This is a genomic window from Halobacillus sp. B23F22_1, assembly GCF_043497005.1.
GTDB lineage: Bacteria > Bacillota > Bacilli > Bacillales > Halobacillaceae > Halobacillus_A.
On sequence record NZ_JBIEKE010000001.1, the window covers coordinates 238535 to 261368 of the forward strand.

Sequence of the window (22834 nt, forward strand, 5' to 3'; positions counted from 1 at the left end):
TTTTGTTTCCGTGACCTCTTAAACCTTTTATGGCTTTAAGTAAATAGCTTCGAGTGGAGGATCCCCTCCTGCAAGCCCGACAGCTACAGCCGTATAAGACTGATTAGGATTTAAGGAAACATCCGGAATATCAAGCGCAACGTTAGAAGAACCAGCCACTCGGACTTCCAAATCTGCCGTGGTGGGTGAAATTGTTACATAACGGGTCGATTTACCGAACGGAACATTACGGAAAAGCACGTCTCCACCTTTTACAGCGATATCAACAGCAGGGGCGTCAGGGGATAAGTGCCAGAATTTCAACTTGGCTTTTCCAGGAGAGACTCCTTCACTATCTACAGCAGCCATAAGCTGCAATTCTTCTACTGGACCAGCCGCTGCTGCGGTATACATTTTTCCAGAAGCTACCTCTACCATCTGAGATAAAACAGGAGCGCTCGATTCTCCTTCTGGAAATATATCAATTTGATAGTGGCCCGCCGGCATACTTAAATAATCACTGTATTGTTTGTAAGAAATCCCTTGCAGCACTTGTTGTCCATTTACATAAACATCAACGGCAGGTGCATCTGGAGAGGCATGCAGGACACGTACCCTCGAATTTCCATCCATACCTAAATTGTTCTGCCGCTGATTCATCAACTGCTGCATGCATTCAAAATGTTTTTGATAGTAATACATGTGTTTATTCGGATCAATGTACTTATAATAATTTGACATTAAATCATATTGAGCAGCTTGCCGTGCTAGTTGATCGGCGTTTTGATGATACATACGCGTTCTCCTCTCATACGAAGTACCATCAATAGCCTATTCATCCTATGAAAAAAGTAGAGCTTGATGTTTAACTGCTGCGGGAAGAAGGGGCAACCGCATAACCGATTCGACGAGTGATCCACCCGGCTGCTAAAGCGGCTGACACACTAAGCATCAGCTCCTCTGTAAGAGCTTTACCGACTTGATAACCGACCGCAATCATAATTCCTGTAATAATACCGATCACCATATGATGACTTTTGTGCTCATTCACTTTCAAAAGCTCCTTTACATGTGTTTGGTTTCAGCTTTACCACCTCTCCTTTTCCTCATACAAAAACGAATGAATTTAAACAAACGGCAAAACGGCAGCAGAGAAGGAACATTCCAGGGTTGTTTAATTTGTCCAGGAAATAATTAAATGGCAAGCAGTGGAGATATATCTTTTAAGTCCAGATCCAGCGTCATATGCGACCTGTGGCAGGTGATTTTGTTTCTGCCTTTGTTCTTCATAGAGTTAAGAATTGACATCTTCTGTAGAAGTGGTATTTTGAAAAGTGTTCCACTTCGGCGTTCGAAGGAAGAAGCAGAATGTAGTTAGGAAAGAAAGGTTATGGATATGAAAATCATAAAGACAATTATACAACTAGCCGTATTGTACGGCATTTATTTTTTAGGTGAGGGCATCCAGTCTCTCTTGCAGCTCCCGATCCCTGGAAGCATCATTGGTCTGCTTCTCCTGTTTACGGGTTTAGCTTTTCACATTGTTCCGGTGGAATGGATTGAAGATGGGGCGCGGTTAATCTTAACGTATTTGCCGCTGTTTTTTATTCCGGCTACGGTGGGGGTTATTAACTATCCTGATTTCCTGTCCTGGACAGGAATGCTGCTGGTGATCATTGTCATCATTAGTACATTGGCCACCATGGCAGCGGCGGGATGGGTCAGCCAGTTCTTCCAGCTGAGACAGAGCAGAAAGGAAGCGAAGTAGTATGTTTGCCATATTCATGATTGCTTTTACAATCGGTACCTTTGTATTGATGAGCCGGCTGTACGCTCGCTTGTACAATCCTTTGTTTGTACCTGTGCTTACTTCAACCCTTATCATTGCTTCGACTCTTGTTATCTTTCAAATCCCGTATGAAAGTTATATGACAGGAGGCAAGTGGATTGATTCATTTCTAGGACCGGCTGTTGTCGCACTGGCCTATCCGATGTACCGGCAGAGAAAAGACATTTCCAAATACATGCTTCCGATTATGATGGGCGTGCTGGCCGGGCTGTTTACCGCATTAACGACCGGATACTGGTTTGCCAAACTGGTTGGGGTGGATCGTACGTTTCTCTTAACGATGATCCCGAAATCGTTAACGACCCCGGTGGCCATTCCCGTGGCTGCTGAAATCGGCGGTATTCCTTCAATGGCGATTGTTTTCACAATGGTTGCTGGCTTTACCGGGATTGTAGCAGGACCATTGTTCCTTCGATTAATAGGAATAAAAAGTGCGCTTGGCATGGGAATGGCATTTGGCAGTGCTTCCCATGCGCTTGGAACGTCGAAAGCTTTTGAATACGGACAAGAACATGCTTCGATGAGTTCTGTAGCTATGAGTTTAAGTGCGGTGTTTGGATCGGTGATCGGGCCGTTATTTGTGTGGATATTCCATATTTAATGTAAAACTATGAAAGACCCGAACCATTCTTTGGAATTGGCCCGGGTCTTTCGCTATTTAACAGAAAGGGGCTTGTCACCCACACTCTTTTTTAATTTATTCTTTCTGATATTCTTTTTCTGTGCCGTCTTCAAAAGTTACGTCCAGCTCGAACTCTTCATAATTGTCATCAAGAGAAAAACCGTCTAGAACTTCTTGAATAACGTCTTCATCTGCTGTTTCTTGATCAAACGTAAATTCGTCAAAAACAGGAGCCAGCTCATTCATCGCCTCGTCACCAGACAGGTCTTTGTCATTCATTTCATCATTTAACTCTGCCTCAGTGCCATCATCTTCTTTTTCATAATCAGCTTCAAAAGACTGATCACTATAATCTACCTCGAGTTCGAAATTTGTGAATGCATAGGAGTGATCTTCACTGCTGTCTCCGCCTTCTTCACTCGTGCCATTTTCACTGTTTCCTTCTTCTTCACTCATGCCATCTTCATTTTCGCTGGCTCCATTATCACCGCCGCTCTCTTCATTTTCCGAAGTTTCATCTTCAGGCGGGTCACTGGTTTCATCGTTATCACCACAGCCAGCCAGGATAAATATGGCCATAAGTGCCATTAATGACATTTTAAAATAAGTATTCAATTTATACTCCTCCTTTTTGAAACTAAGGGTAGTTTATCCAGTATTACCAATTATAAAACATAAGAATTGGTTCACGGAGAGCTCCCATTGCCTTTCGAAGTTGATTGGTGCAGGATAGAGGAATATAATGGCTATAGAAATGAAAATCATTCATATAATTGAGTCCTGCTCGTAAGCTTTTTGGCTGCCGGCGGGTTTTTTTGATAGTAAAGGGGTATTGATCATGGTTTATTTATGGGTGGGAGCCGCAGGTTTCCTGGGTGCATGCCTGCGATATATCATTGGAGTTCTTCTCTATGATGTGGATGTCTATTTTCCGTATTCTACATTGTCGGTTAATTTAATCGGCAGTTTCCTGCTGGCATGGTTTACCTTTGAGCTAGTGCATAAATATGCCGTTTCACCTGCGCTGAAAGCAGCGATTGGAACAGGCTTTGTTGGTTCATTTACCACCTTTTCAACGTTAAGTGTGGAAACGGTGGCGTTATTTGAAAGGGGAAGCTTTTTATTAGGTCTTCTTTATGTTGCAGTTAGCATTGTAGGCGGACTGTTGTTCTCAAGACTGGGTTATTCTATCGGGAAAAGGAGGGGGACGGTTTGAGCGTCGTTCAATTATTACTTGTCGGGGCTGGGGGATGTGCCGGCGCAATTTTGCGCTTTGCCTTCAGCCAATTTGTGAATAAAAACTATTCCTTTCAATTGCCTGCAGCTACGCTAATCGTAAATTTAGCCGGCTCCTTCTGCCTGGGACTCATTGTTGGAACGGAAGCCTCTCAAACCATCTATCTTCTGTTCGGAACAGGGGTGATGGGATCATTAACCACTTTCTCCACTTTTAAATTGGAAGGCATTCAGCTTCATCTCGATAAAAAGTGGAAAACCTTCGTTCTTTATCAAGTTATTAGCTATGGCGGCGGAATTTCTCTTGCTTTTCTGGGTTATTTTATTGGGAGAATGTTATAAAAAAGCGTCTGCTACATTAATCTGGAAATAAAAGCTGTCGCGATCCCAAAGTAAATCAATAATGATAGAATATCATTAATAGTTGTAATTAAAGGACCGGAAGCCACTGCAGGATCCACTTTAAATTTATATAAAATGAGTGGAATTACTGTGCCGGCGATCGTGCCAATAATTAATGTCAGCAGCAGGGAAACGCCGACCACTAAACCAAGGGTTATATTGCCGCGCCAGACATAGGCGATAATCGATATAAGAACGCCGCAAGTCAAACCAATAATAATGCCCACCCATAATTCTCTAAGGATCAATCGTACCACTTGTTTAACATCTAAATCCTCTGAAACAAGTCCCCGAACGACGACAGCCAGGGACTGTGTCCCTGTATTGCCGGTCATGCCCGCAATCATCGGCATGAAGAAAGCAAGCGCAACCACGGTCTCTAACGTATTTTCAAATCGACTAATAATACTTCCGGAGATAAGGCCGATAAACAGCAGTAAAATTAACCATGGCAGACGGCGGTAAGCAGCAGTGACCGGCTTTGTATTAAAGTCAATCGCCTTCCCGGATGCAGATAACTTTTCAATATCTTCATTGGCTTCCTGATAAACCACATCTAATATATCATCTACGGTAATGACCCCGACCAGTTTATTATCCTCTTCAACTACGGGTAAGGAGACAAAGTCGTAGCGGCTGATGATACGGGCTACCTCTTCCTGGTCGGTCATGGTTTCAGTTTTGACGACCCTGCTGAACATGAGATCTTCCACTTTATCCTGAAGCTCACCCAGGATTAAGTCTTTGTAGGAGACAACGCCTACTAACTTTTTGTCATCATCGATCACATACAAGTAGTTCAAGTACTCAGCCAGTTCAGCAAAATCCTTCAGCTTTTCCACGGCTTCACGGACCGTATAGTGCTGTGGAATCCATACGTAGCGATTGTTCATAATTCTCCCGGCGGTTTCCGGCGGGTAGTTCATTAAGTTCTGGACGACCTGTGATTCCTCATCTTTCATTTCTGATAGCAATTCTTCAATTTTCTCTGGTTCAAGGTCCGTAAGCAGGGAAGCTAAGTCATCATTCTCCATTAAATCTAACACTTTAGATGATTTCTCTATCCCTAGCTTTTGTAAAATATTAAGCTGATCTTCTTGCTTAAGTTCTCTCATTAACTCTGTCAGCTGAGCGATTGGCAAATAAAGCAGAAATTTATTGCGGTGCTTCTCAGGAAGGTGCTGGTACTGCTGAGCCAGGTCATAAGGCTGGAGTTCATCCGCAAGCTCTTGAAAAGCACGCCTTTTTCCGTCTTTAAGTGTTTGAATAAGGGCGAGAGTGATTTCATTTTCTGTCATCGCTAAAGACATAGCCTGACCCCCCTGTTTGAATTGTGTCATTAAAGATCTATGTTACCCTGTATTCTCCTTTTACTAAACATTTTATAAAGTAGCAGCCGGCTGTTCCTGAACGCTTCGTTTGGGAAACGGTTGTGGAATCAGATCAGCAGATAAGTTCACTAAAATTCCGGCAGATATCATCGTAAATACAAGAGAAGAGCCGCCATAGCTTATAAAAGGGAGAGTAATGCCTGTAATAGGCAGCAATCCCGATACAGCTCCTAAATTAAAGGCAGCCTGAAGCATTATTTGAAAGGTCAATCCGATCGCCAACAGCCGTTGAAAATGATTGGTCGCCCGGTTAGCAATATAAACGCCTCGATACATAATAAATACGTAGGATAAAATGACACAGGCCAATCCTAAAATGCCCGTCTCTTCAATGATAATCGCCATGATAAAGTCTGTGTGAGATTCTGGCAGATACCCTGTTTTTTGAATGCTGTTTCCGATACCATTGCCGAACAAACCGCCATTAGCAATCGCAAAATAAGAATTCACCAATTGATAGCCTTCCCCTGAGGGATCATCAAATACATTTACAAACGACAGAAGGCGCTGCATCCGATAAGGAGAGGAATAAGCAAAATAACTGATTCCTACCGCTGCGATACTGCCCAGCATAAATAAATGTTTTCCTTTAACCCCCGAACACAGCACGATAAAACCGCATGAGACGAGGATGAGAGAGGCGGATCCCAAATCAGGTTGTTGAAGGATGAGTAAGAAAATCGCGCCTAGAATTAATAAGGGTGGAAGGACTCCACGTTTAAATTCGTTTATGTAACGCTGTTTTTTCGCATAAATATGAGCAAAATAGATGAGCATACATAATTTTACCGCCTCTGTAGGCTGAAAGATCATCGGTCCAATACCAATCCAACGTTGAGAGTTATTGCGCTCTAACCCAATACCAGGAATGAGAACGAGCAATAATACGAAAAAAGAAAACAACACGAGGAATGGGCTCAATTTTCCATAAAGACGATAGGGGAGAAGAGCAGCTGCCAGGAATGAAAGAAGTCCAATTCCCGCCCAAATGAATTGTCTTTTAAAGAAATAATGGGAATCATTGTAAACTCTATCGGCTAATGGGTAACTAGCACTAAAGACCATAATAATACCGATAGATGCGAGAAATAGTAGAACCGCAACTAACGGTAAATCTATCTTTTTTAACTTGCTAAACATAGGTTCACCTCACAGTTCTTCCAGGGTACAATTAATTAAATTCATTGTTGTCTCTTATAGTGTTATTCAATCTCAGGCTTTATCTGACAGCCCATGAAGCACGTATTGAATGGCTATGGCATCATCTATATAGCCTACTGGGAACATATAATCAGGAATCGCATCCATCGTAAAAATAAAGTAAATAAGCGCACTTCCTAATAAAGCACGTTCCCTGGCCGTGCTTTTTTTATTTTGAAATCGTTCATAGAAGCTTAATAGATGTTGAATATAGGAACCGCCGTTACCAACACTTTTATATTTCTCTTGGAAGTCTTTTAGGATCGTTTGTCTGCCCTCTTCTTTTGATGAGAGGCGCTCGTACTCCGTCAGCCGTTCCTCAATTTCCTCCAATGTAAAGCTTTCAGAGTCACCTGTCATTTGCTGAACGACTGATTCCAAGTCTGATTCAAGTTTATGAAAGGGCTCATATCCAGCAGCTGCCAGTAAATCGCGCAGGGGAACATCGAAGGCATGGGCAAACTTCTCTAAATGATGAAGATTGGCTTCCCGTTTTCCATTAATAATACGAGAAATAGTTGCTGTATCTATAGAGGTTCTTTCACTTAATTTGCGCATTGATAAGTTATTTTTCTTAAGAAGGAGCTTTAAGTGGCTGCCTATCTGACTCCTGTCCTTATATCGGCTCATATGTTTTCTCTCTCCTTAACTGCGATAGTAAAAAAATACATGGATGTTGACATTTTGTCAACACTAAAATAAAAAGGAAGAGCATGGGACAAAACTGAATAAAACATAAAATAATCCGAATGATTTTGTAGAAATCAGTTCGGATTATTTTATGTTAATGAGACTCCACATCATCGCTCCGTCAAAACACTCCGCTTTCCGTGGGCACGGCCTCAGCTTCTGCGGAAAGCAAAGAGCGCTTACCTGTGGGATCTTCGACTCGCGCTGTTCCCCCAGGAGTCTGCGTGTTTTGACTACGCTAATGATCTGCGTGTATACAATCGTTCGTTTTTTGACATCCCTGCTTTAGTTATGTCCCGACCTCGCAGACTGTCGAAAAAGCTAAGATGTACTTCATATGATTATGGAGAAAGGAACAGGAAAAAGCGTCGCTTTCCGCGGGGCAAGACGGAAAGCAGGAGTCAGCTCTTTTTCCGTTCCTTAAAACCTTTAACACTCTCTAACGTCTACAAGCTGAGCTTAAAGGACAAACCTCCTTATGAAGAAGTCGTGTCTTTATTTTCATCCACAAAAAGATGATCACGATAGCGGATCATTCTCATATTCCATTTCGGGTCGACAGATTGATACTCCCCTAACACATTGTACTGTAAAAAAAGATATGGAAAATTCACTTCTGCGCCGAGGCTCATAATTTGGCTTCCGCAAAAGCGGGGGTTTACATCTGTTAGTTTGTAGCCTTTTTCCGACTGAATGAACTGTAAGTTAATAAAACCATTTGTTACAAGCTTTTCTGTAATCGTCGTGGCTGCTTCGATCAGTTCTTCGTTATAAACCACCTTACCATCTAACACAAGCCCGCTGGATACTCCATCACGCTCCCGGGGCACAGCTGTAACGACGTTTCCTTTATGGATAAAAACATCAACACTGTACTCCATTCCTTCCAGGTATTCCATGGCAATCCGGCGTTCGTCAGCTTCTACTTCACAGTAATCTTCTAAATCTATGATTTTATTCTGTCCTTTTTTCAAAGCTTGTAAAAAATTATCGCGGCTTGTTAATATAGCAAACCCCATAGCACCATGACCTTCTACTTGTTTTGCGACGATATATTCATCTTGTGGAAAATGAGTGTCTGCAAGCTGAAGCAGTTCTTTTGGATGGTTAAACCCAACATACCGTGGGACATAGGAAGCCAGGTTCATTTCAATTAAATATTCATAAATGCTTTCTTTATTCATGAGGATTTCAAAATGATTGCTTTGAGGAAGGGCCACTGCAGCCGGAAGTTCTTCTCGAAAGGCTTCATAAATATCAATCTCTTCATGGAGGGAAGGGTAAACCGCATCAATCTCTTCATTTTCGACGATCTCAGCTATCGCTTTCTTGTATTCCCCTTCCTGAGTAAATCGAGGAATTTGATACGTTTTATCACAAAACTGGTTGCCGGAAGTGACGCGTCGTCTGTCGGCTCCAATAATGTAGACGTTATCTTTTTCTCTTAAGCCCTGCAGGATGCCTTGAGCAGTTGGGCCACCTATGCCAGTTACCAAGACGTTCATTCTCTTCATTTGTCATCTCCCTCACTACATTGTCACTATCAAATTTTGCCTAATAAACGGACTAGTCAAAATGATCTATCAATCTATTATATATGTTCATACCCCTGAGTACAAAGAAACAGACTAATATTTTTCATAAAAAAAGTGACCTCTATGACGATGGAAAGCAATAGAGAACACTGGTTATAAAAAAGGTAGATACGTCTCAATTACAATAACTTGAACCATATTTGTTTAAGACTTTACTCGCCTGCTTATGTTGCTAACTTTAGACTGTACCACTTCTTCCAATAAAATAAACCATTTTATAGGCATAAATAAATAAAAAAGCACAATTAATTTACAAAAATGTCAATCGTATGACACTGACCATTTAAAAGTTATTTTGCTGAAAAATTGGGTAAATAGTTTAAATGGGGGTGTTACCATCAACATTCATGACTTGGAAGAGCAAGTGGAGCTTCTGAGAAAAGCGATGCAGGAGCTTTATTTAGAAAATCCTCAAGACCCCCGGCTAGTAAGAATATCACAGTCCCTGGATGAACTTTTAAATGAACTAGACCGTCAAAGGAAAACAGGATGAAAGTTGAGTAAGGTGTCTTGAGGGAGAAGGGGAAAGTATATAATTAAGAGACAGAGGATAGAGAGAGAATGTTTCGCGAAACAGAAAGCTGGAGCCTGGAAGACGAAGGCTCTAGCTTTTTGTTTGTACATGCAATTGTTCTAACCCTCGCAGTAAAAAAACGGTACGCCATTCTGGATGATTTTCAAAAATGTTTCACGTGAAACATTTTGCTGCATATGACATTCATTTTTTATAGTGGTAAAATTTAAATAATTATGAAAAAGGTGGCTGATGATATGAAATACATAAAACAGAACGAGAAAACATTAAATACAGAAGAAATAAACGGCTGATCGTCGAGCGCATAATGCTGCTCAACAAATCAGCGATATTGGAGGAGCATTCATGTTAAACGAAAAAGGATTTGACTTATGGGCAGATCACTACGATAAGACTGTCCAAATAAGTGAAGATAATAACCAGTACCCCTTTGCGGGATACAAACAGATTTTAGCTTATATTTATAACGAAGTGATGCAGCCGCACCAATCAACTATTTTGGATATTGGGTTTGGCACAGGTGTGTTAGCCGCCAAGCTTTATGAGCATAACCACGAAATCATAGGCCTCGATTTTTCAAAGCAAATGATTTCTATTGCGCAATCTAAGATGCCTGATGCACAGCTGATTGAATGGGACATTTCAAAAGGCCTTCCCGGCGAAGTTCACTCGAAAGTTTTTGATTCCATCATTAGCACGTATGCTTTACATCATTTAAGAGAGGAAGAGAAGGTAAGCGTCATTAACGATATACTCCCTCTATTGAAAGAGAACGGGAAAATTTTTATCGGCGACGTTGCTTTTCCAACACGCCGGCAGCTTGAAGCGTGCAGGCTTGAGAATATAGATGTATGGGACGAGGATGAGTTCTATTTTGTCGTCGAGGAATTGAGTGACAGGTTAAAAGGCATCTGTACGTGCAAGTTTCACCCGGTCTCTCACTGCGGGGGAGTCATCGTACTGGAGAAGTGACGAAAAGGGGGGACGATTAATGGAAGCTTGGAATTACATGAGAATTGCCCGTCCAACAAATAAGCTTGAGGAAATGCGGACCTTTTACGAACAAGTGCTGGATCTTGAGAAAATTGGTGAATTTAACCACAATGGTTATCACGGAATGTTGTTTGGTCTGCCTGATCAAAAGGTCCACCTTGAGCTTCTGCAAAGTGAACATAAAACGACAGCAGAAGCTCCGTCGGAAGATCACCTGCTCGTGTTTTATTTTAACTCACTCGATCAAATTGAAGCAATGCGCCAGAAGTTAGTGAGCTATGATATCTATCCTGTAGCACCGGTGAATCCATATTGGAAGGATAAGAGCTATACGTTTGAAGACCCGGAAGGCTGGCGTGTTGTCTTTTGTATCGATATCACAAAGTATAAACAAGGGGAAAGGTTGCAATAAAAAGTGGAAACAAGCTTGGAATAAGTAAAGCCTTACTGAAGACTGAATCGTGAAAACGCCGTTCATTGCGTAGTAGTCAAAACACGCAGACTCCTGTGGGAATGCTCTCTATGCTTTCCAATGTTGTTCTCTGTTGATGGCGCGGTGAGCGTACCCGCGGCAAGCATCCACTGAAAAGCGATTCGTGAAATTCAACTAAGGCTCTTTTAGGTTAGAAAAGAAGAATCTTCAGCAGCGCCTCAAGTGGTATGACGGAGCGATAGTAAATCAATTCCTGGCACGTAAATAATCCGAACTGATTTCAAATAGAATCGTTCGGATTATATTATGCCTAATTCTCCCAGTCTCTTATTTCTTTTAAGCCGCTTCCACTTCAGGCTCTGGATCCCTTTTGGCTGCGTCAATCATAAGAAAAGTAGCAGCAAGGATGTGCATCACCATGCCGACGCCCGGAATCCATCCGATGGCGGAGGCGATAATTCCGAGAATGCTCCCTCTCGTTGGTCCCTTTGATTGCAAGGTTAGAATCAGAGTAACAATGTGTAAAACAAGCATAACCGCTAACGGTATCCATAATAGCGAGATAATAATGGCACCTCCAAGGATGGGGATACCTAGTATAGCTTCAAGTCCGCCTGTTACCCATTTTAAGATTCGTGATGCTGACATTTGATTCCCCCTTAACCCAATTTAGTAACTTTTTGCAGCTTTGGGCCTGTTCCCTCCTTTATAAGAAGTCATGTCAATATACAAATTCTATTCTTATCCGCTCACAATTATGATGGAACACTTTAAGTCTTTAGGCATAGGGAAGGTGTTTACGAGGGAGCTGGCAATAAAAATGGTTTATTGCGTCAAACATGATAAAATAAATGAACATCTTTTATAAGGAGGAGTGTTAGTGAAAGCAGAAGAATATATCAAACAGCTGCAGCTGGAACCTCATCCAGAAGGAGGTTTTTATAAACCCACTTACGCGTCGGAGCTGTCGGCCTCATTTGAACACGGTGAACGTCAGCTTTACACGAGTATTTATTTTTTACTGCGTTCGGAGGATGTTTCCCACCTTCATCGATTACAGTCGGACGAGCTCTGGTATTTTCACGCCGGAAGCTCATTAACTATTCACATGATTACCCCGGCAGGAGAGTATGAGGAAATAACGTTAGGACTGCAGGTGGAACAAGGGGAGGTTCCTCAGTTTGTTGTGCCGAAGCACACGATCTTTGGGTCTTCAGTAAGAGACCAGGACACATTTGCTTTAGCAGGCTGTATGGTATCACCCGGCTTTGATTTTGCAGACTTTGAATTGTTTTCACAGGATGAGCTATTAGGCAGCTATCCTCAGCATGAAAAAGTGATTCGAAAGCTGGCTTATAAGGAAAAAGGTCAGCCCTGAAGCTGACCAGCATGATTTAATAGGATTTATTTTTGTTTAATCGTCCCTCTGTCAATAACCGTAGAGGACGTGTGATTTTCCAGGACTTACTGTTTTGAAGATTTGTCAATCGGTCTTGAAAAAAACTTCTTTCATTAGAAAGAACTTTATTTCTCTGCTTGAGCTGCTGAATTTGTAGTTCTTTTTCCTCTAATTGTTGAGCATTGAATGTTTTTTTCATTTCATCACCTTTCTCCTCGTGTTGTATATGTAAAATCATTTGCTCTAAATCTTCTAAGGCAGGTAGTATAAATTCTGATAACCGTGAAGCGCTGGTGATCGGTCCTAACTTTTGAAAATAGAAAACGATTAATGCATACAAGAAGAATACTTCTTCAATCGGTGGCAGTGTACTGCTGGAAGAATCCCTCAATAAATAAAGGTTTTTCACTTCTTCATACGTGGCTTTTATACTGGTGAAATACCGCGCAATATCGATAAAGTGCGGAGCTGCCGTATACGATGGCCAGTCTATTATTTTTACGGTGCCTTCCTTTCTATCAACCATGAGGTTTTGGAACGCCAAATCCCCGTGCTGTAACGTATAATGTTCCTCAGGACTTATCCGTTGGTATAACTGATTGTCCATAACCGCAGATTGAAGTCTTTTCATTAAGTGCTTGATGGTATTTGAATAATTATATTGTGTAATGATTGTTTGAATCGATTCAAACATTTTTTCATTGTACGTTTTTTCATGGATATGGGTGAAAAAGTGTACGACTGAAATAGCTCGTCCCTTTTTAAATTGAAAAACGTAATTGGGAATAGGGTAACGGCCGATTAGCCGACTGTAAGGGACAGAGGCAGCTTTCTGTGCCGCTTCAATGACGAGCTGGCTGTTTTCCAGCGTTACAGGGGAAGCCTCTAACCGTTCAATTGTAAGATAAGAAATCTTATCAATAACTTGCGCATCGATGTATTGAGGGGAAACGGATTGAAGCTGCGGAAACGCCTGGCGCACTTCTTTATAATAGTTCTCTTCTCGGCCTGCACCGTTCTGAGCATTCGTATAATTAGCGATCTTTGTGAAAAATGTCTTCTGACCTGTCTTATGGATGAAAGCCCCTAAGTTGTTCTTCCCATCAATAAAAATGTATCTTGTCTTTACTTTTTGATTATCTTTGATAAACCCACTTTGAATTCTTGAGATCAACTCATCAAAAGAACATTGATGAACCAGCTCAAGTGCCTTCTGATAGCATTTCTTCGCGTTGTTTTTCTTGTTTAAAAAGGAATAGGTTCGACCGAGGCGAAAGTGATAGTTGGCTTTATGAGGGCTCAGCTTCACTAATGATTGAGCTGCCCGTTCAGCTGAGTCCCATTCACCTAAAAAGTCATAGAGGTTATGAAACTCTAAAAGCAGACGTTCACTACCCGGGTAATGGGTTAGAGCATTCTCAAGTGTGGCTATCGCTTTGTCTGTTTGGCTATTAATTCGAAGACTTCTGGCGTACTCAGCATAGACGCTTTCATTTATCTCATCTTTATTCACTTTTATATATTGCTCATACAGCTGAACAGCTTTAAACCAATGCCGTTCCTTCTGAAACTGTTTTGCTTCTTTTAAAAGTTGTTCCTCCATGTTTTTCACCTATTTCTATCAAACTACAAAAAACTCACCATCTTCCTATTATGACATATTCTTACTCTCTTGTAATTCATTTAACTCCATTAAAACCCTTTCATTTCAGCGGTGGAAATTGTGCAGAATTAGGTCTTGATTTTAGAATAGGAATCGGTTTAAAATGGTCCGTGGTCTAAAAGCAATCCGGTAATTTTTTAAATAATTTTCTACTTAAGTAATGCTTTGGCTATCAGATGAATATAGTAGATTAATCCATCAAATGGTACAAGGTCAGCCGGAAAAGTTAGAAGACCCTCTGCCTTATGCAGGAGGGAAGACTATAAAAAGGAGCGAAACCATGAAAGAAGTACTCGAAAAGGTGTACAGTCCTTGCTACGGATCGATTAAGGAAATTTTTGTTAATGACGAAGCCTATGTTTATGAGTGGGAACCGTTGTTTTTAATCGAAACAGAAGATAAAAAAGTCGTGGAAGTATGTGTGGGCGTAAGCGGCACGATTACTCACGTCGATATGATGCCTGGACAAGAAGTCACACCTGAATCTGTGCTAACCGTTTTAAAAGACGATTTGCTAATCACAGGAAGTGATTGATTTATAGATTATGTAAGCCTTAATTTTGGACGTGTTCGTCTAAAATTAAGGCTTTTTTTGATTGCAAGACATAGAATTTCCCTGTAATGGTGCTCAATGGTTCAGCCTTTCCGGTTTATTAGTTACCCATGCAGCCATGGATGCAATTTCTCCATTCCATAGTTCCAGGTCTATACCCTAATCGAAAGCACCGGTCTCTGCAGGACTCCAGGCCATGGTAATAAGGCTGAAAAGTCGGGCACCGGAAGCGTTCGATGGAGAAGTCGACTGATAATGATAAGAACCAGGGTGACCGTTCCGCCAGTATGGATTGTACATAAAATCACACTCCCTTTGATATATTTCCTTGAGTAGTGGATGGGGGTTTTGTTTAGTTGTTGAGCCCAATTAGGAAGCGAAACAACTATAAATGATTGAAAAGTAAAGGTTGACAACGGAATGAAAGCGCTTTACCATGTGTGTAACGGGTTACATATGTACGGTTAATATTTTTTTAAGTAATATGTAACGGGTTACACATGTATGAAAACAGGGAAGTGATTGGCCGAAATGTCCACGATTAAAGATGTAGCAAAGTTAGCTGAAGTTTCAGTTGCGACGGTTTCCCGTGTTCTTAATGGAAATGGTTATGTGTCGAATCATACAAAAGAAAAAGTGGCTGCAGCAATTAAACAGCTGAATTACCGCCCCAATGATGTAGCGCGCAGTCTGTTTAAAGGACGCTCGAAGATGATTGCTTTGTTTGTTCCGGATATTATGAACCCTTTCTTTCCGGAGCTGGCACGTGCAGTAGAAGATATGACCAAACAACAAGGATTTACCTTTGTTTTATGTAATACAGATGATGATCTTACGAAGGAAATGGCTTATTTAGACGCATTAAAGCAAAAGTCGGTGGATGGAATCATTATTGTTTCAAGTACAATGACGGCCGAATACATTGAAAGTTTTGATATACCTGCCGTGGCGTTGGACCGTATTATCCATTCCAATATATCATCCGTAACTGTAAATAACCGGCAGGGGGCTGAAGAAGCCGTTCAGTATTTAAAAGGTCTCGGCTGTCAAAGAATCGCTCATGTGGCGGGGCCCGAGAACGTAAGTAATGCGAGGCAGCGGCTAAAAGGTTACTTGGATGTAGTGGAAAAGGAGGAATGGTTTAGCTTTGAATGGATTGAACAGGGAGAATATCATTTTGAAGGGGCAAAAAAAGCGACAGAATCCCTTTTAACAAAACACCCTGAAATTGATGGCTTATTTGTAGCCAATGATCTAATGGGAGTAGGAGCGATCAAAGCAGCAGAATCTTTAGGGCTGTCCGTACCAAAGGAACTTTCCATTATTTCATTTGATGGAATCAAACTTGGAGAGACCACCTCACCTGCATTAACGACGATGGCTCAGCCTATTTATGAAATTGGGGCACGTGCCGCAGAAATACTTATTCATCAAGTCGAACAAAATGAATCTAAGACGTTAGTCGAAGAATTTTCCGTGAAGCTTATTGAACGAGATTCGACTCGGAAAAAGAAGGAGAATCAGGAATGAACGAAAAACCTACGGTATGTGTAGTCGGCAGTATTAATATGGATTTAACGGTTTCAACGTCTGTCATACCTAACCAGGGAGAAACGGTATTAGGTGAAAGCTTTGCTACGTATCCGGGTGGAAAAGGAGCAAATCAGGCTGTCGCAGCAGCAAGATTAGGAAGTGACGTTAAAATGGTGGGAGCTGTCGGGCACGATGTGTTCGGCATCAGCTTAAAGGAACACCTTCAGAAAGAGGGAATAGATACGTCATCAACGGAACTCATCGGGGAACAATCTACGGGAACCGCTACCATTATATTATCCAACAACGATAACCGGATAATCGTTGCTCCAGGAGCGAATCGCTCAGTTACACCTTCCTACGTAGAAAGGCACAGGTCAGCCCTTGAAGGAAGCGACGTCATCCTCCTGCAGATGGAGATCCCGCTTGACACCATTTCTTATGTGGTGACTATTGCTAAAGAGGCAGGTATTCCCGTTATATTAAATCCTGCTCCCTATCAGCCTTTGCCGTCATCAATTTTAAATCAAGTGGATTATATGACGCCAAATGCGCTGGAAGCTGAACTTTTTAAACAGGATCTCATTGATGATGATTTATTGCAGAAGTGGATTACAACAAAGGGTGAACAAGGGTCTTCCCTCTATATCAATGGAAAAGAAGTGAATATTCCTGGTTATTCTGTACTGGTTAAAGATACAACAGGAGCTGGAGATACGTTTAATGGAGCATTAGCGACTCAGCTTGCTAAAGGCATTTCCCTAAAGAAAGCCGTCTCCTTTGCGAATGCAGCAGCTGCTTTGTCTGTAACTGAGAAAGGGGCACAGGGAGGCATGCCGACGTTAAGCGGGGTTGAAAACTTCATCATAGAAAGGTCAGACGAAATATGAAAAAGCACGGGGTATTAAATCGAGAGATCGCTCATGTTTTAGCACGACTGGGACATACAGATACAATTGTCATTGCAGATTGCGGCCTGCCTGTTCCTGACCAGACGAAATGTATTGACGTTTCGCTTTCCCTCGGAACACCCGGTGTGCTGCAAGTAGTAAGAACACTGCTTGAAGATATGGAAGTAGAAGCCGTAACGGTAGCTGAAGAAATGGAACGAAATAATAAGCGGATATTTATGGAAATGCAGAATGATTTTACTTCTAGTAATGTGCTCAAAGTTCCCCATGAGGAGTTGAAGGAAGCAGCAAAAGATGCAAAGGCCGTTATTAGGACGGGAGAAGCAACGCCTTATTCTAATTTTATTTTACATGCAGGAGTGATTTTTTAAGAAATGGGGTGAGTGATTTGAATGAAGAGCCGCTTATAGAAATGAGGGAAATTGATAAATCCTTTTCAGGCAACCATGTATTACAGAAAGTGAACTTTTCCGTTCAACCGGGAGAAGTCCATGCGTTAATGGGTGAGAACGGAGCGGGAAAGTCGACCCTCGTCAAAGTATTAACAGGCATTCATCCGCGAGACAACGGCATGATTACTGTAAAGGGGAACGAGGTTGAATTCTCCCACCCGAAACAAGCTGAAAAGCAAGGCATTGTCGTCATTCATCAAGAATTAAATATCATCCCTCACTTAACGGTGGCTGAAAATATGTTTTTAGGAAAAGAACGAGCAATTGGCAAAACAGGGATCCTGCGAAAAAAAGAGATGCATATTCAAACGTTCGAAAACTTAAAACGTCTGGGCGTAGACCATATATCCCCAAATGAAACAGCTGGAAGATTATCTGTCGGGAAGCAGCAGATGATTGAAATTGCCAGAGCGATTTCAACAAATGCAGAAATGATTATTATGGATGAGCCAACAGCCGCTTTAACGGATCGGGAAATCACAAGTTTATTTAAAGTCATTGAGTCGCTTCGAAAACAAGGGGTGAGCATTGTCTACATCTCCCATCGTATGGAAGAAATATTTCAAATATGTGATCGAATTACGGTGTTGCGAGATGGCAGATCCATTGGCACAAAACAAACAAAAGACACTTCCTTTGATGAGATTGTAAAAATGATGGTCGGCAGAGAACTAGGTGAGCGTTTTCCTGAGAGATCTGGTGCGATTGGCAAAACATTATTAGAGGTTAAAGATTTAGCAAGGGAAGATTGGTTTGAAGGAATAAACTTTCAAGTCAAAGAAGGAGAAATTCTGGGTGTGGCAGGGCTGATGGGTGCAGGACGTACAGAGATTATGGAAACAATCTTTGGTTCAGCTGAAAAATCCAAAGGACAATTGCTTCTTGATGGCAAGCCGTTAAATATAACACATCCACGTGACGCGATAAGAGCTGGCATAGGATTCATTACAGAAGATCGAAAAGATGAAGGACTCGTACTTAACTTATCCATTCGAGAGAACGTGGCCTTAACAAATTTGAAAACGGTTTCTAAAAACGGCTGGATTTCAAACTCAAAAGAAAATGAGTTAGTTGATGATTTAATTAAAAAGCTTCACGTTCGTACAACGGGTCGTGAACAGGAGGTTAAATCTTTAAGTGGAGGAAATCAGCAGAAAGTGGTCATTGCTAAATGGCTGGGGATTCAACCGCGCTTGCTTATATTAGATGAACCTACTCGAGGCGTCGATGTTGGAGCCAAAAAAGAAATCTATACCATTATGAATCAATTAACTGAACAGGGCGTTGCCATTATTATGGTTTCCTCTGAATTACCGGAAGTCCTCGGAGTCAGCGACCGAATCATGGTCGTCCATGAAGGAACAGTGAGGAAAATTTTTAACAAAAGCGAAGCAGATCAAGAGAAGATCATGCATGCTGCTACAGGAGGTGAATAACGGATGAAGAAAAAAATAGTAAATAATCTATCACAGCTTGGTCCTTTAATAGGGCTGATCCTCATTGTGGTCATCCTCGGCTTTACGAGCGACAGCTTTTTTACGCTGAACAACATATTAAATCTGTTAAGGCAGATCTCCATTAATGCACTGATTGCTTTTGGAATGACGTTCGTCATATTAACAGGAGGAATCGACTTGTCCGTCGGCTCTATTCTTGCCTTTGGGAGTGCACTTACCGCAGGCATGCTCTCAAGCGGTATGGATCCTATGTTAGCAGTTTTTATCGGTTTATTGGCTGGCTTACTCATGGGGGCTGTGAACGGCCTGATTATTACAAAAGGAAAAGTGGCTCCTTTCATAGCAACATTAGCGACCATGACGATTTTCCGTGGAGCTACTCTCGTTTATACCGAAGGCCGCCCTATTACAGGTCTTTCTGACAGCTTCTCCTTTGAAATGATTGGTAAAGGCTATGTATTTGGTATTCCTTTTCCCGTTATTTTAATGTTGATTGCTTTTGGCGTATTGTTTTTTATTCTAAGAAATACAGTGTTTGGCCGACACGTTTATTCAGTAGGGGGTAATGAAGAAGCTTCGATTTTATCGGGGATAAGAGCTGACCGCGTAAAAATCTGGGTTTATTCCATTACAGGTATGCTTTCGGTATTGGCAGGCATTATCCTCACGAGCCGGTTAAACTCCGCACAGCCCACAGCAGGCACGATGTATGAATTAGATGCCATTGCTGCTGTTGTTCTCGGTGGGACAAGCCTTACGGGAGGGCGAGGATGGATCACCGGTACGTTAATAGGAGCGTTGATTATAGGGGTGCTCGATAACGGGTTAAATCTATTAAACGTTTCCTCATTTTATCAGCAGATTGTAAAAGGCGGAGTCATTCTGCTGGCTGTTGTGCTCGATCGCAGATCCAAATAATTTATTATAAGGAGGAAAAGTAACATGAAAAAATGGTTGAAAACGATTGGCTTTGTTAGCTTAGTATTGGTAATGACAGCTTGTTCTACAGAAAGCCCGGGCAGCTCTTCAGACGATGAATCCGGTGATGGAGGTGAGTCCATCAAAATAGGGATGTCAATTTCCACATTGAACAACCCATTCTTTGTATCGCTGCGTGACGGGGCAGAAGCGGCTGCAGAAGAAGCGGGTTATGAAATTACGACGGCAGATGCTCAGGATGATTCTGCTTCGCAAATTAGTGATATTGAAGACCTTCTTCAGCAGGATATTGATGTTTTATTAGTCAACCCAACTGATTCTTCAGCGATCTCCTCTGCCATTGAATCTGCGAATAGTGCGGATATTCCAGTCATTACTGTGGACCGTACGGCCGATGAGGGAGAAGTAGCTACACATATTGCTTCAGACAATGTGGAAGGCGGCGAAATGGCGGGAGAATTTATTGCAGAACAAATGGAGGAAGAAGGGGACGTTGTTGAACTAGAGGGAATCTCCGGAGCTTCCGCAACACGTGAGCGGGGAGAAGGTTTCCACAATATCGTGGACGAGATGGATGGCATCGAAGTAGTGGCACAGCAGTCTGCTGACTTTGATCGTTCGAACGGCCTTAATGTAATGGAGAATATACTTCAAAGCAACAGTGAAATCGATGCGGTTTTTGCTCATAACGACGAAATGGCGTTAGGTGCAATTGAAGCGCTTGAATCCAATAATCTAGCTGATGAAGTCGTAGTTGTAGGGTTTGATGCAACCGATGACGCACGGGATGCGGTTTCAGAAGGACGAATGGACGCAACAGTTGCCCAGCAGCCTGAATTAATAGGCGAAGAAGCCATTACTACAGCTGCAAAAGTAGTCGGGGGCGAAGAAGTAGAAGAATTTGTACCAGTTGAGCTTGAGATGATTACAGAATAGCACGTGGAAAGGTTTGGCTTTTAACTCTGAAAAGACGCATAATTAACGTTCATTCAAAATGTATATTTTGCAGCGTAGTCAACATACGAAGACTCCTGCGGGAACAGCACGAGTCTGAAGACCCCACAGGAAAGCGAAGTATGTTGACGAAGCGTTGACTGCTAAATACAGAAAGACCCAATCCAATTCGAATAGTTGTCAGGTCTTTCTTAATTAGAGTTTAACCTTTATAAACTGAAAGAGTACAAAACTGGAGAGAAGGCGAAGGGAAAGGTATGGGAGGAACCTCACCGCACGCCCGTGGTAAGCGAGCCATTTCCCGCAGCCTTTTGCCGTACTTTTAAAAGAAAAGGTGGAGTTTCTCTACAATCTAAAAGGCATCCAAACCGGGTGTCTTTTTATTAATGACTTAAGATAATTCTATAACTCTTGTCGAAATCTTTCATGATATAGAAGAAGCACCCGAAAAGTGATAGACTTCTTAATAGAAGAACAATGAAAACGTTAACACAGGAGTGGGCTTATATGTTATCGATATTAGATGATTATAAAGATGATATTTTTGAAACCTTTTTCGGTAACGCTAATCACTGCATTGTTATAGTAGATCGCGAAGGATACATTTCCTATATGAATGAAGGCTACTGCCGCTTTCTCGAGTTGGATAAATCAGAAGTAAAGGGCAAGCATGTCACAGAAGTGATTGATAATACGAGAATGCACATCGTGGCAGATTCAGGAATAGAGGAAATGGCGGATTTGCAGGAGATTCGCGGCAAATATATGGTCGCAAACCGCATCCCTCTCCGTTCAGATGGAAATATTGTAGGGGCACTTGGCATGGTGCTTTTTCGTGACACGGAAGAATGGCTTAAAATGAACAGTCATATAAAAGCATTACTGCTGGAACTTGAAGCGTACCGCAAGCAAATGAATGATCAAAATGGCGCGACGTATACTTTGCATGATATCGTGAGCAGCTCCCCTGAAATGGACAAGTTAAAAAATAAGATAATGAAGCTTGCTCCTGGTGATGTGTCTATTTTGCTGAGAGGGGAGAGCGGCACGGGGAAAGAGTTGTTTGCGCACAGCATTCATCAGCTGAGTGAACGCCACACCAAGCCTTTTATTAAGGTGAACTGTGCGGCGATTCCCGAGCATTTACTAGAATCTGAACTGTTTGGCTATCGAGAGGGAGCTTTTACCGGGGCGAAAAAGGGAGGAAAGCCCGGTAAGTTTCAGCTTGCGAATGGGGGTACGCTATTTTTAGATGAAATCGGAGATATGCCGCTTCATGCGCAAGTGAAAATCCTGCGTGTGCTTCAGGAAGGGGAAGTTGAAGCCGTCGGCGCAGTAAAGCCGGAGCAGATTGATGTAAGGATTATTGCGGCGACCAATCAGTCGCTTGAGAAGCTGATTCAATCCCAGCAGTTTAGAGAGGATTTATTTTATCGTGTAAATGTCGTGCAAGTAAAAATTCCTCCTCTTCGGGAGCGGCCGGAAGATTTGCGTGTGCTGTCTAAATATTTACTGCAAAAAGTAACAGAACGAATGGGTAAGCGCGTCATTGATTTCCATCGAGAGGTGTACCAGTGCTTGCAGCAGTACGAGTGGCCCGGTAACGTCAGAGAACTTGAAAATGTGATTGAAGCGGCCGTTCATTTAACAAATACAGAGATGATTCAAGTCGAGGACTTACCTGACCATATTCAAAAGAAAACCTACACGTTTGAAGAGGGAGACAGTCTTAAGGAAATGATTGAGAAAGCAGAGAAGCAGGCAATCGAGCGAACCTTAAAGAGAGTTGACGGAGATAAGGCGGAAGCTGCTAAAGCTCTTCAAATTGGGAAATCCAGTCTTTATGAAAAAGTGAAAAAGTATCAATTATAGCCATTCCAGAAAGCCGGAAACTATTCCAATATGCTGGAATGGTTTCTTTTTTTGTTGTTGTAAGGGTTTTCATTATTGGATTCGCAAAAATAATCCTGCTTTCCACGATTTCGGAAAGCGGGTTGGACTTGTCGAATGATTATAGTCCTTGTCTATCTGTGTTCACGGCTGTTTTT

General features: G+C 41.9%; 26 protein-coding genes. 16 read left to right on the plus strand and 10 right to left on the minus strand.

Annotated elements, in window-relative coordinates:
• Positions 1–27: 27 nt before the first annotated feature.
• Positions 28–774, minus strand: coding sequence for a DUF4397 domain-containing protein (locus ACGTNH_RS01265; protein ID WP_394584471.1), 747 nt, complete (start codon positions 772–774; stop codon positions 28–30).
• A gap of 70 nt (positions 775–844) precedes the next feature.
• On the minus strand, positions 845–1030 hold the full coding sequence (locus ACGTNH_RS01270; RefSeq protein ID WP_394584472.1) for a hypothetical protein: 186 nt from the start codon (positions 1028–1030) through the stop codon (positions 845–847).
• Between the two features lie 339 nt (positions 1031–1369).
• Here ACGTNH_RS01270 and ACGTNH_RS01275 point away from each other — a divergent pair, with 339 nt between their 5' ends.
• Both ACGTNH_RS01275 and ACGTNH_RS01280 read left to right on the plus strand, forming a co-directional pair.
• Positions 1370–1747 carry a CidA/LrgA family protein gene (locus tag ACGTNH_RS01275; protein ID WP_394584473.1) on the plus strand — a complete coding sequence of 126 codons (378 nt, stop codon included), beginning with the start codon at positions 1370–1372 and terminating at the stop codon, positions 1745–1747.
• A gap of 1 nt (position 1748) precedes the next feature.
• Complete coding sequence (locus ACGTNH_RS01280; RefSeq protein ID WP_394584474.1) at positions 1749–2429, plus strand: LrgB family protein; 681 nt, start codon at positions 1749–1751, stop codon at positions 2427–2429.
• 96 nt (positions 2430–2525) lie between these two features.
• Here the strand turns inward: ACGTNH_RS01280 and ACGTNH_RS01285 are convergent, their stop codons facing one another.
• Positions 2526–3065, minus strand: a complete 540-nt coding sequence (locus ACGTNH_RS01285) for a YusW family protein (protein WP_394584475.1) — start codon at positions 3063–3065, stop codon at positions 2526–2528.
• A 223-nt stretch (positions 3066–3288) separates the two neighbouring features.
• Here ACGTNH_RS01285 and crcB point away from each other — a divergent pair, with 223 nt between their 5' ends.
• Positions 3289–3666, plus strand: coding sequence for a fluoride efflux transporter CrcB (gene crcB, locus ACGTNH_RS01290; protein WP_394584476.1), 378 nt, complete (start codon positions 3289–3291; stop codon positions 3664–3666).
• Positions 3663–4028, plus strand: a complete 366-nt coding sequence (locus ACGTNH_RS01295; protein WP_394584478.1) for a fluoride efflux transporter FluC — start codon at positions 3663–3665, stop codon at positions 4026–4028. Before crcB ends, ACGTNH_RS01295 begins: the two co-directional genes overlap by 4 nt.
• Positions 4029–4039: 11 nt before the next feature.
• Here ACGTNH_RS01295 and mgtE read toward each other — a convergent pair whose 3' ends face one another.
• From mgtE to ACGTNH_RS01315, 4 genes are all read right to left on the minus strand, one after another.
• Complete coding sequence (gene mgtE / locus ACGTNH_RS01300) at positions 4040–5398, minus strand: magnesium transporter (protein ID WP_394584480.1); 1359 nt, start codon at positions 5396–5398, stop codon at positions 4040–4042.
• 72 nt (positions 5399–5470) lie between these two features.
• Positions 5471–6619: a putative lipid II flippase FtsW gene (ftsW, locus tag ACGTNH_RS01305; RefSeq protein WP_394584482.1), complete on the minus strand. Its 1149-nt coding sequence runs from the start codon at positions 6617–6619 to the stop codon at positions 5471–5473.
• 72 nt (positions 6620–6691) lie between these two features.
• Positions 6692–7309 carry a helix-turn-helix domain-containing protein gene (locus ACGTNH_RS01310; RefSeq protein ID WP_394584483.1) on the minus strand — a complete coding sequence of 206 codons (618 nt, stop codon included), beginning with the start codon at positions 7307–7309 and terminating at the stop codon, positions 6692–6694.
• Positions 7310–7845: 536 nt separating this feature from the next.
• Positions 7846–8883 carry an ATP-grasp domain-containing protein gene (locus ACGTNH_RS01315; RefSeq protein WP_394584484.1) on the minus strand — a complete coding sequence of 346 codons (1038 nt, stop codon included), beginning with the start codon at positions 8881–8883 and terminating at the stop codon, positions 7846–7848.
• 445 nt (positions 8884–9328) lie between these two features.
• Between ACGTNH_RS01315 and ACGTNH_RS01320 the strand changes: the two genes are divergently transcribed.
• The 3 genes from ACGTNH_RS01320 (at position 9329) to ACGTNH_RS01330 (ending at position 10904) form a co-directional block, all read left to right on the plus strand.
• Complete coding sequence (locus ACGTNH_RS01320; RefSeq protein WP_394586099.1) at positions 9329–9457, plus strand: Spo0E family sporulation regulatory protein-aspartic acid phosphatase; 129 nt, start codon at positions 9329–9331, stop codon at positions 9455–9457.
• A gap of 387 nt (positions 9458–9844) precedes the next feature.
• Positions 9845–10471 carry a class I SAM-dependent methyltransferase gene (locus tag ACGTNH_RS01325; protein WP_394584485.1) on the plus strand — a complete coding sequence of 209 codons (627 nt, stop codon included), beginning with the start codon at positions 9845–9847 and terminating at the stop codon, positions 10469–10471.
• A 19-nt stretch (positions 10472–10490) separates the two neighbouring features.
• Entirely contained in the window at positions 10491–10904 is a 414-nt protein-coding gene (locus ACGTNH_RS01330; protein ID WP_394584487.1) for a VOC family protein, read from the plus strand.
• A gap of 357 nt (positions 10905–11261) precedes the next feature.
• Here the strand turns inward: ACGTNH_RS01330 and ACGTNH_RS01335 are convergent, their stop codons facing one another.
• The gene (locus tag ACGTNH_RS01335; RefSeq protein ID WP_394584488.1) at positions 11262–11573 is read right to left on the minus strand and encodes a hypothetical protein; all 312 of its coding nucleotides are present in this window, start codon (positions 11571–11573) and stop codon (positions 11262–11264) included.
• 226 nt (positions 11574–11799) lie between these two features.
• Between ACGTNH_RS01335 and ACGTNH_RS01340 the strand changes: the two genes are divergently transcribed.
• Positions 11800–12303: a cupin domain-containing protein gene (locus ACGTNH_RS01340; protein ID WP_394584489.1), complete on the plus strand. Its 504-nt coding sequence runs from the start codon at positions 11800–11802 to the stop codon at positions 12301–12303.
• Positions 12304–12319: 16 nt separating this feature from the next.
• Here ACGTNH_RS01340 and ACGTNH_RS01345 read toward each other — a convergent pair whose 3' ends face one another.
• Positions 12320–13927 (minus strand): hypothetical protein, encoded by a 1608-nt coding sequence (locus ACGTNH_RS01345; protein ID WP_394584490.1) that lies wholly within the window; start codon positions 13925–13927, stop codon positions 12320–12322.
• A gap of 340 nt (positions 13928–14267) precedes the next feature.
• On the opposite strand from ACGTNH_RS01345, the gene ACGTNH_RS01350 reads away from it, so the two are divergent.
• Positions 14268–14522: a biotin/lipoyl attachment domain-containing protein gene (locus ACGTNH_RS01350; protein WP_394584491.1), complete on the plus strand. Its 255-nt coding sequence runs from the start codon at positions 14268–14270 to the stop codon at positions 14520–14522.
• Between the two features lie 177 nt (positions 14523–14699).
• On the opposite strand, the gene ACGTNH_RS01355 is transcribed toward ACGTNH_RS01350, so the two are convergent.
• A complete protein-coding gene (locus ACGTNH_RS01355; protein WP_394584492.1) occupies positions 14700–14840 on the minus strand; it encodes a hypothetical protein in 141 nt (46 codons plus the stop codon).
• 231 nt (positions 14841–15071) lie between these two features.
• On the opposite strand from ACGTNH_RS01355, the gene ACGTNH_RS01360 reads away from it, so the two are divergent.
• From ACGTNH_RS01360 to ACGTNH_RS01390, 7 genes are all read left to right on the plus strand, one after another.
• The gene (locus ACGTNH_RS01360) at positions 15072–16070 is read left to right on the plus strand and encodes a LacI family DNA-binding transcriptional regulator (RefSeq protein ID WP_394584494.1); all 999 of its coding nucleotides are present in this window, start codon (positions 15072–15074) and stop codon (positions 16068–16070) included.
• Positions 16067–16963, plus strand: a complete 897-nt coding sequence (gene rbsK, locus ACGTNH_RS01365) for a ribokinase (protein ID WP_394584495.1) — start codon at positions 16067–16069, stop codon at positions 16961–16963. The genes ACGTNH_RS01360 and rbsK overlap by 4 nt, the downstream gene beginning before the upstream one ends.
• A complete protein-coding gene (rbsD, locus tag ACGTNH_RS01370; RefSeq protein ID WP_394584496.1) occupies positions 16960–17355 on the plus strand; it encodes a D-ribose pyranase in 396 nt (131 codons plus the stop codon). The genes rbsK and rbsD overlap by 4 nt, the downstream gene beginning before the upstream one ends.
• A gap of 41 nt (positions 17356–17396) precedes the next feature.
• The gene (locus tag ACGTNH_RS01375; protein ID WP_394586100.1) at positions 17397–18872 is read left to right on the plus strand and encodes a sugar ABC transporter ATP-binding protein; all 1476 of its coding nucleotides are present in this window, start codon (positions 17397–17399) and stop codon (positions 18870–18872) included.
• 3 nt (positions 18873–18875) lie between these two features.
• The gene (locus ACGTNH_RS01380) at positions 18876–19811 is read left to right on the plus strand and encodes an ABC transporter permease subunit (protein WP_394584497.1); all 936 of its coding nucleotides are present in this window, start codon (positions 18876–18878) and stop codon (positions 19809–19811) included.
• Between the two features lie 24 nt (positions 19812–19835).
• Positions 19836–20768 (plus strand): ribose ABC transporter substrate-binding protein RbsB, encoded by a 933-nt coding sequence (gene rbsB, locus ACGTNH_RS01385; RefSeq protein WP_394584498.1) that lies wholly within the window; start codon positions 19836–19838, stop codon positions 20766–20768.
• Between the two features lie 525 nt (positions 20769–21293).
• The gene (locus tag ACGTNH_RS01390; RefSeq protein ID WP_394584499.1) at positions 21294–22658 is read left to right on the plus strand and encodes a sigma-54 interaction domain-containing protein; all 1365 of its coding nucleotides are present in this window, start codon (positions 21294–21296) and stop codon (positions 22656–22658) included.
• Positions 22659–22834: the final 176 nt, after the last annotated feature.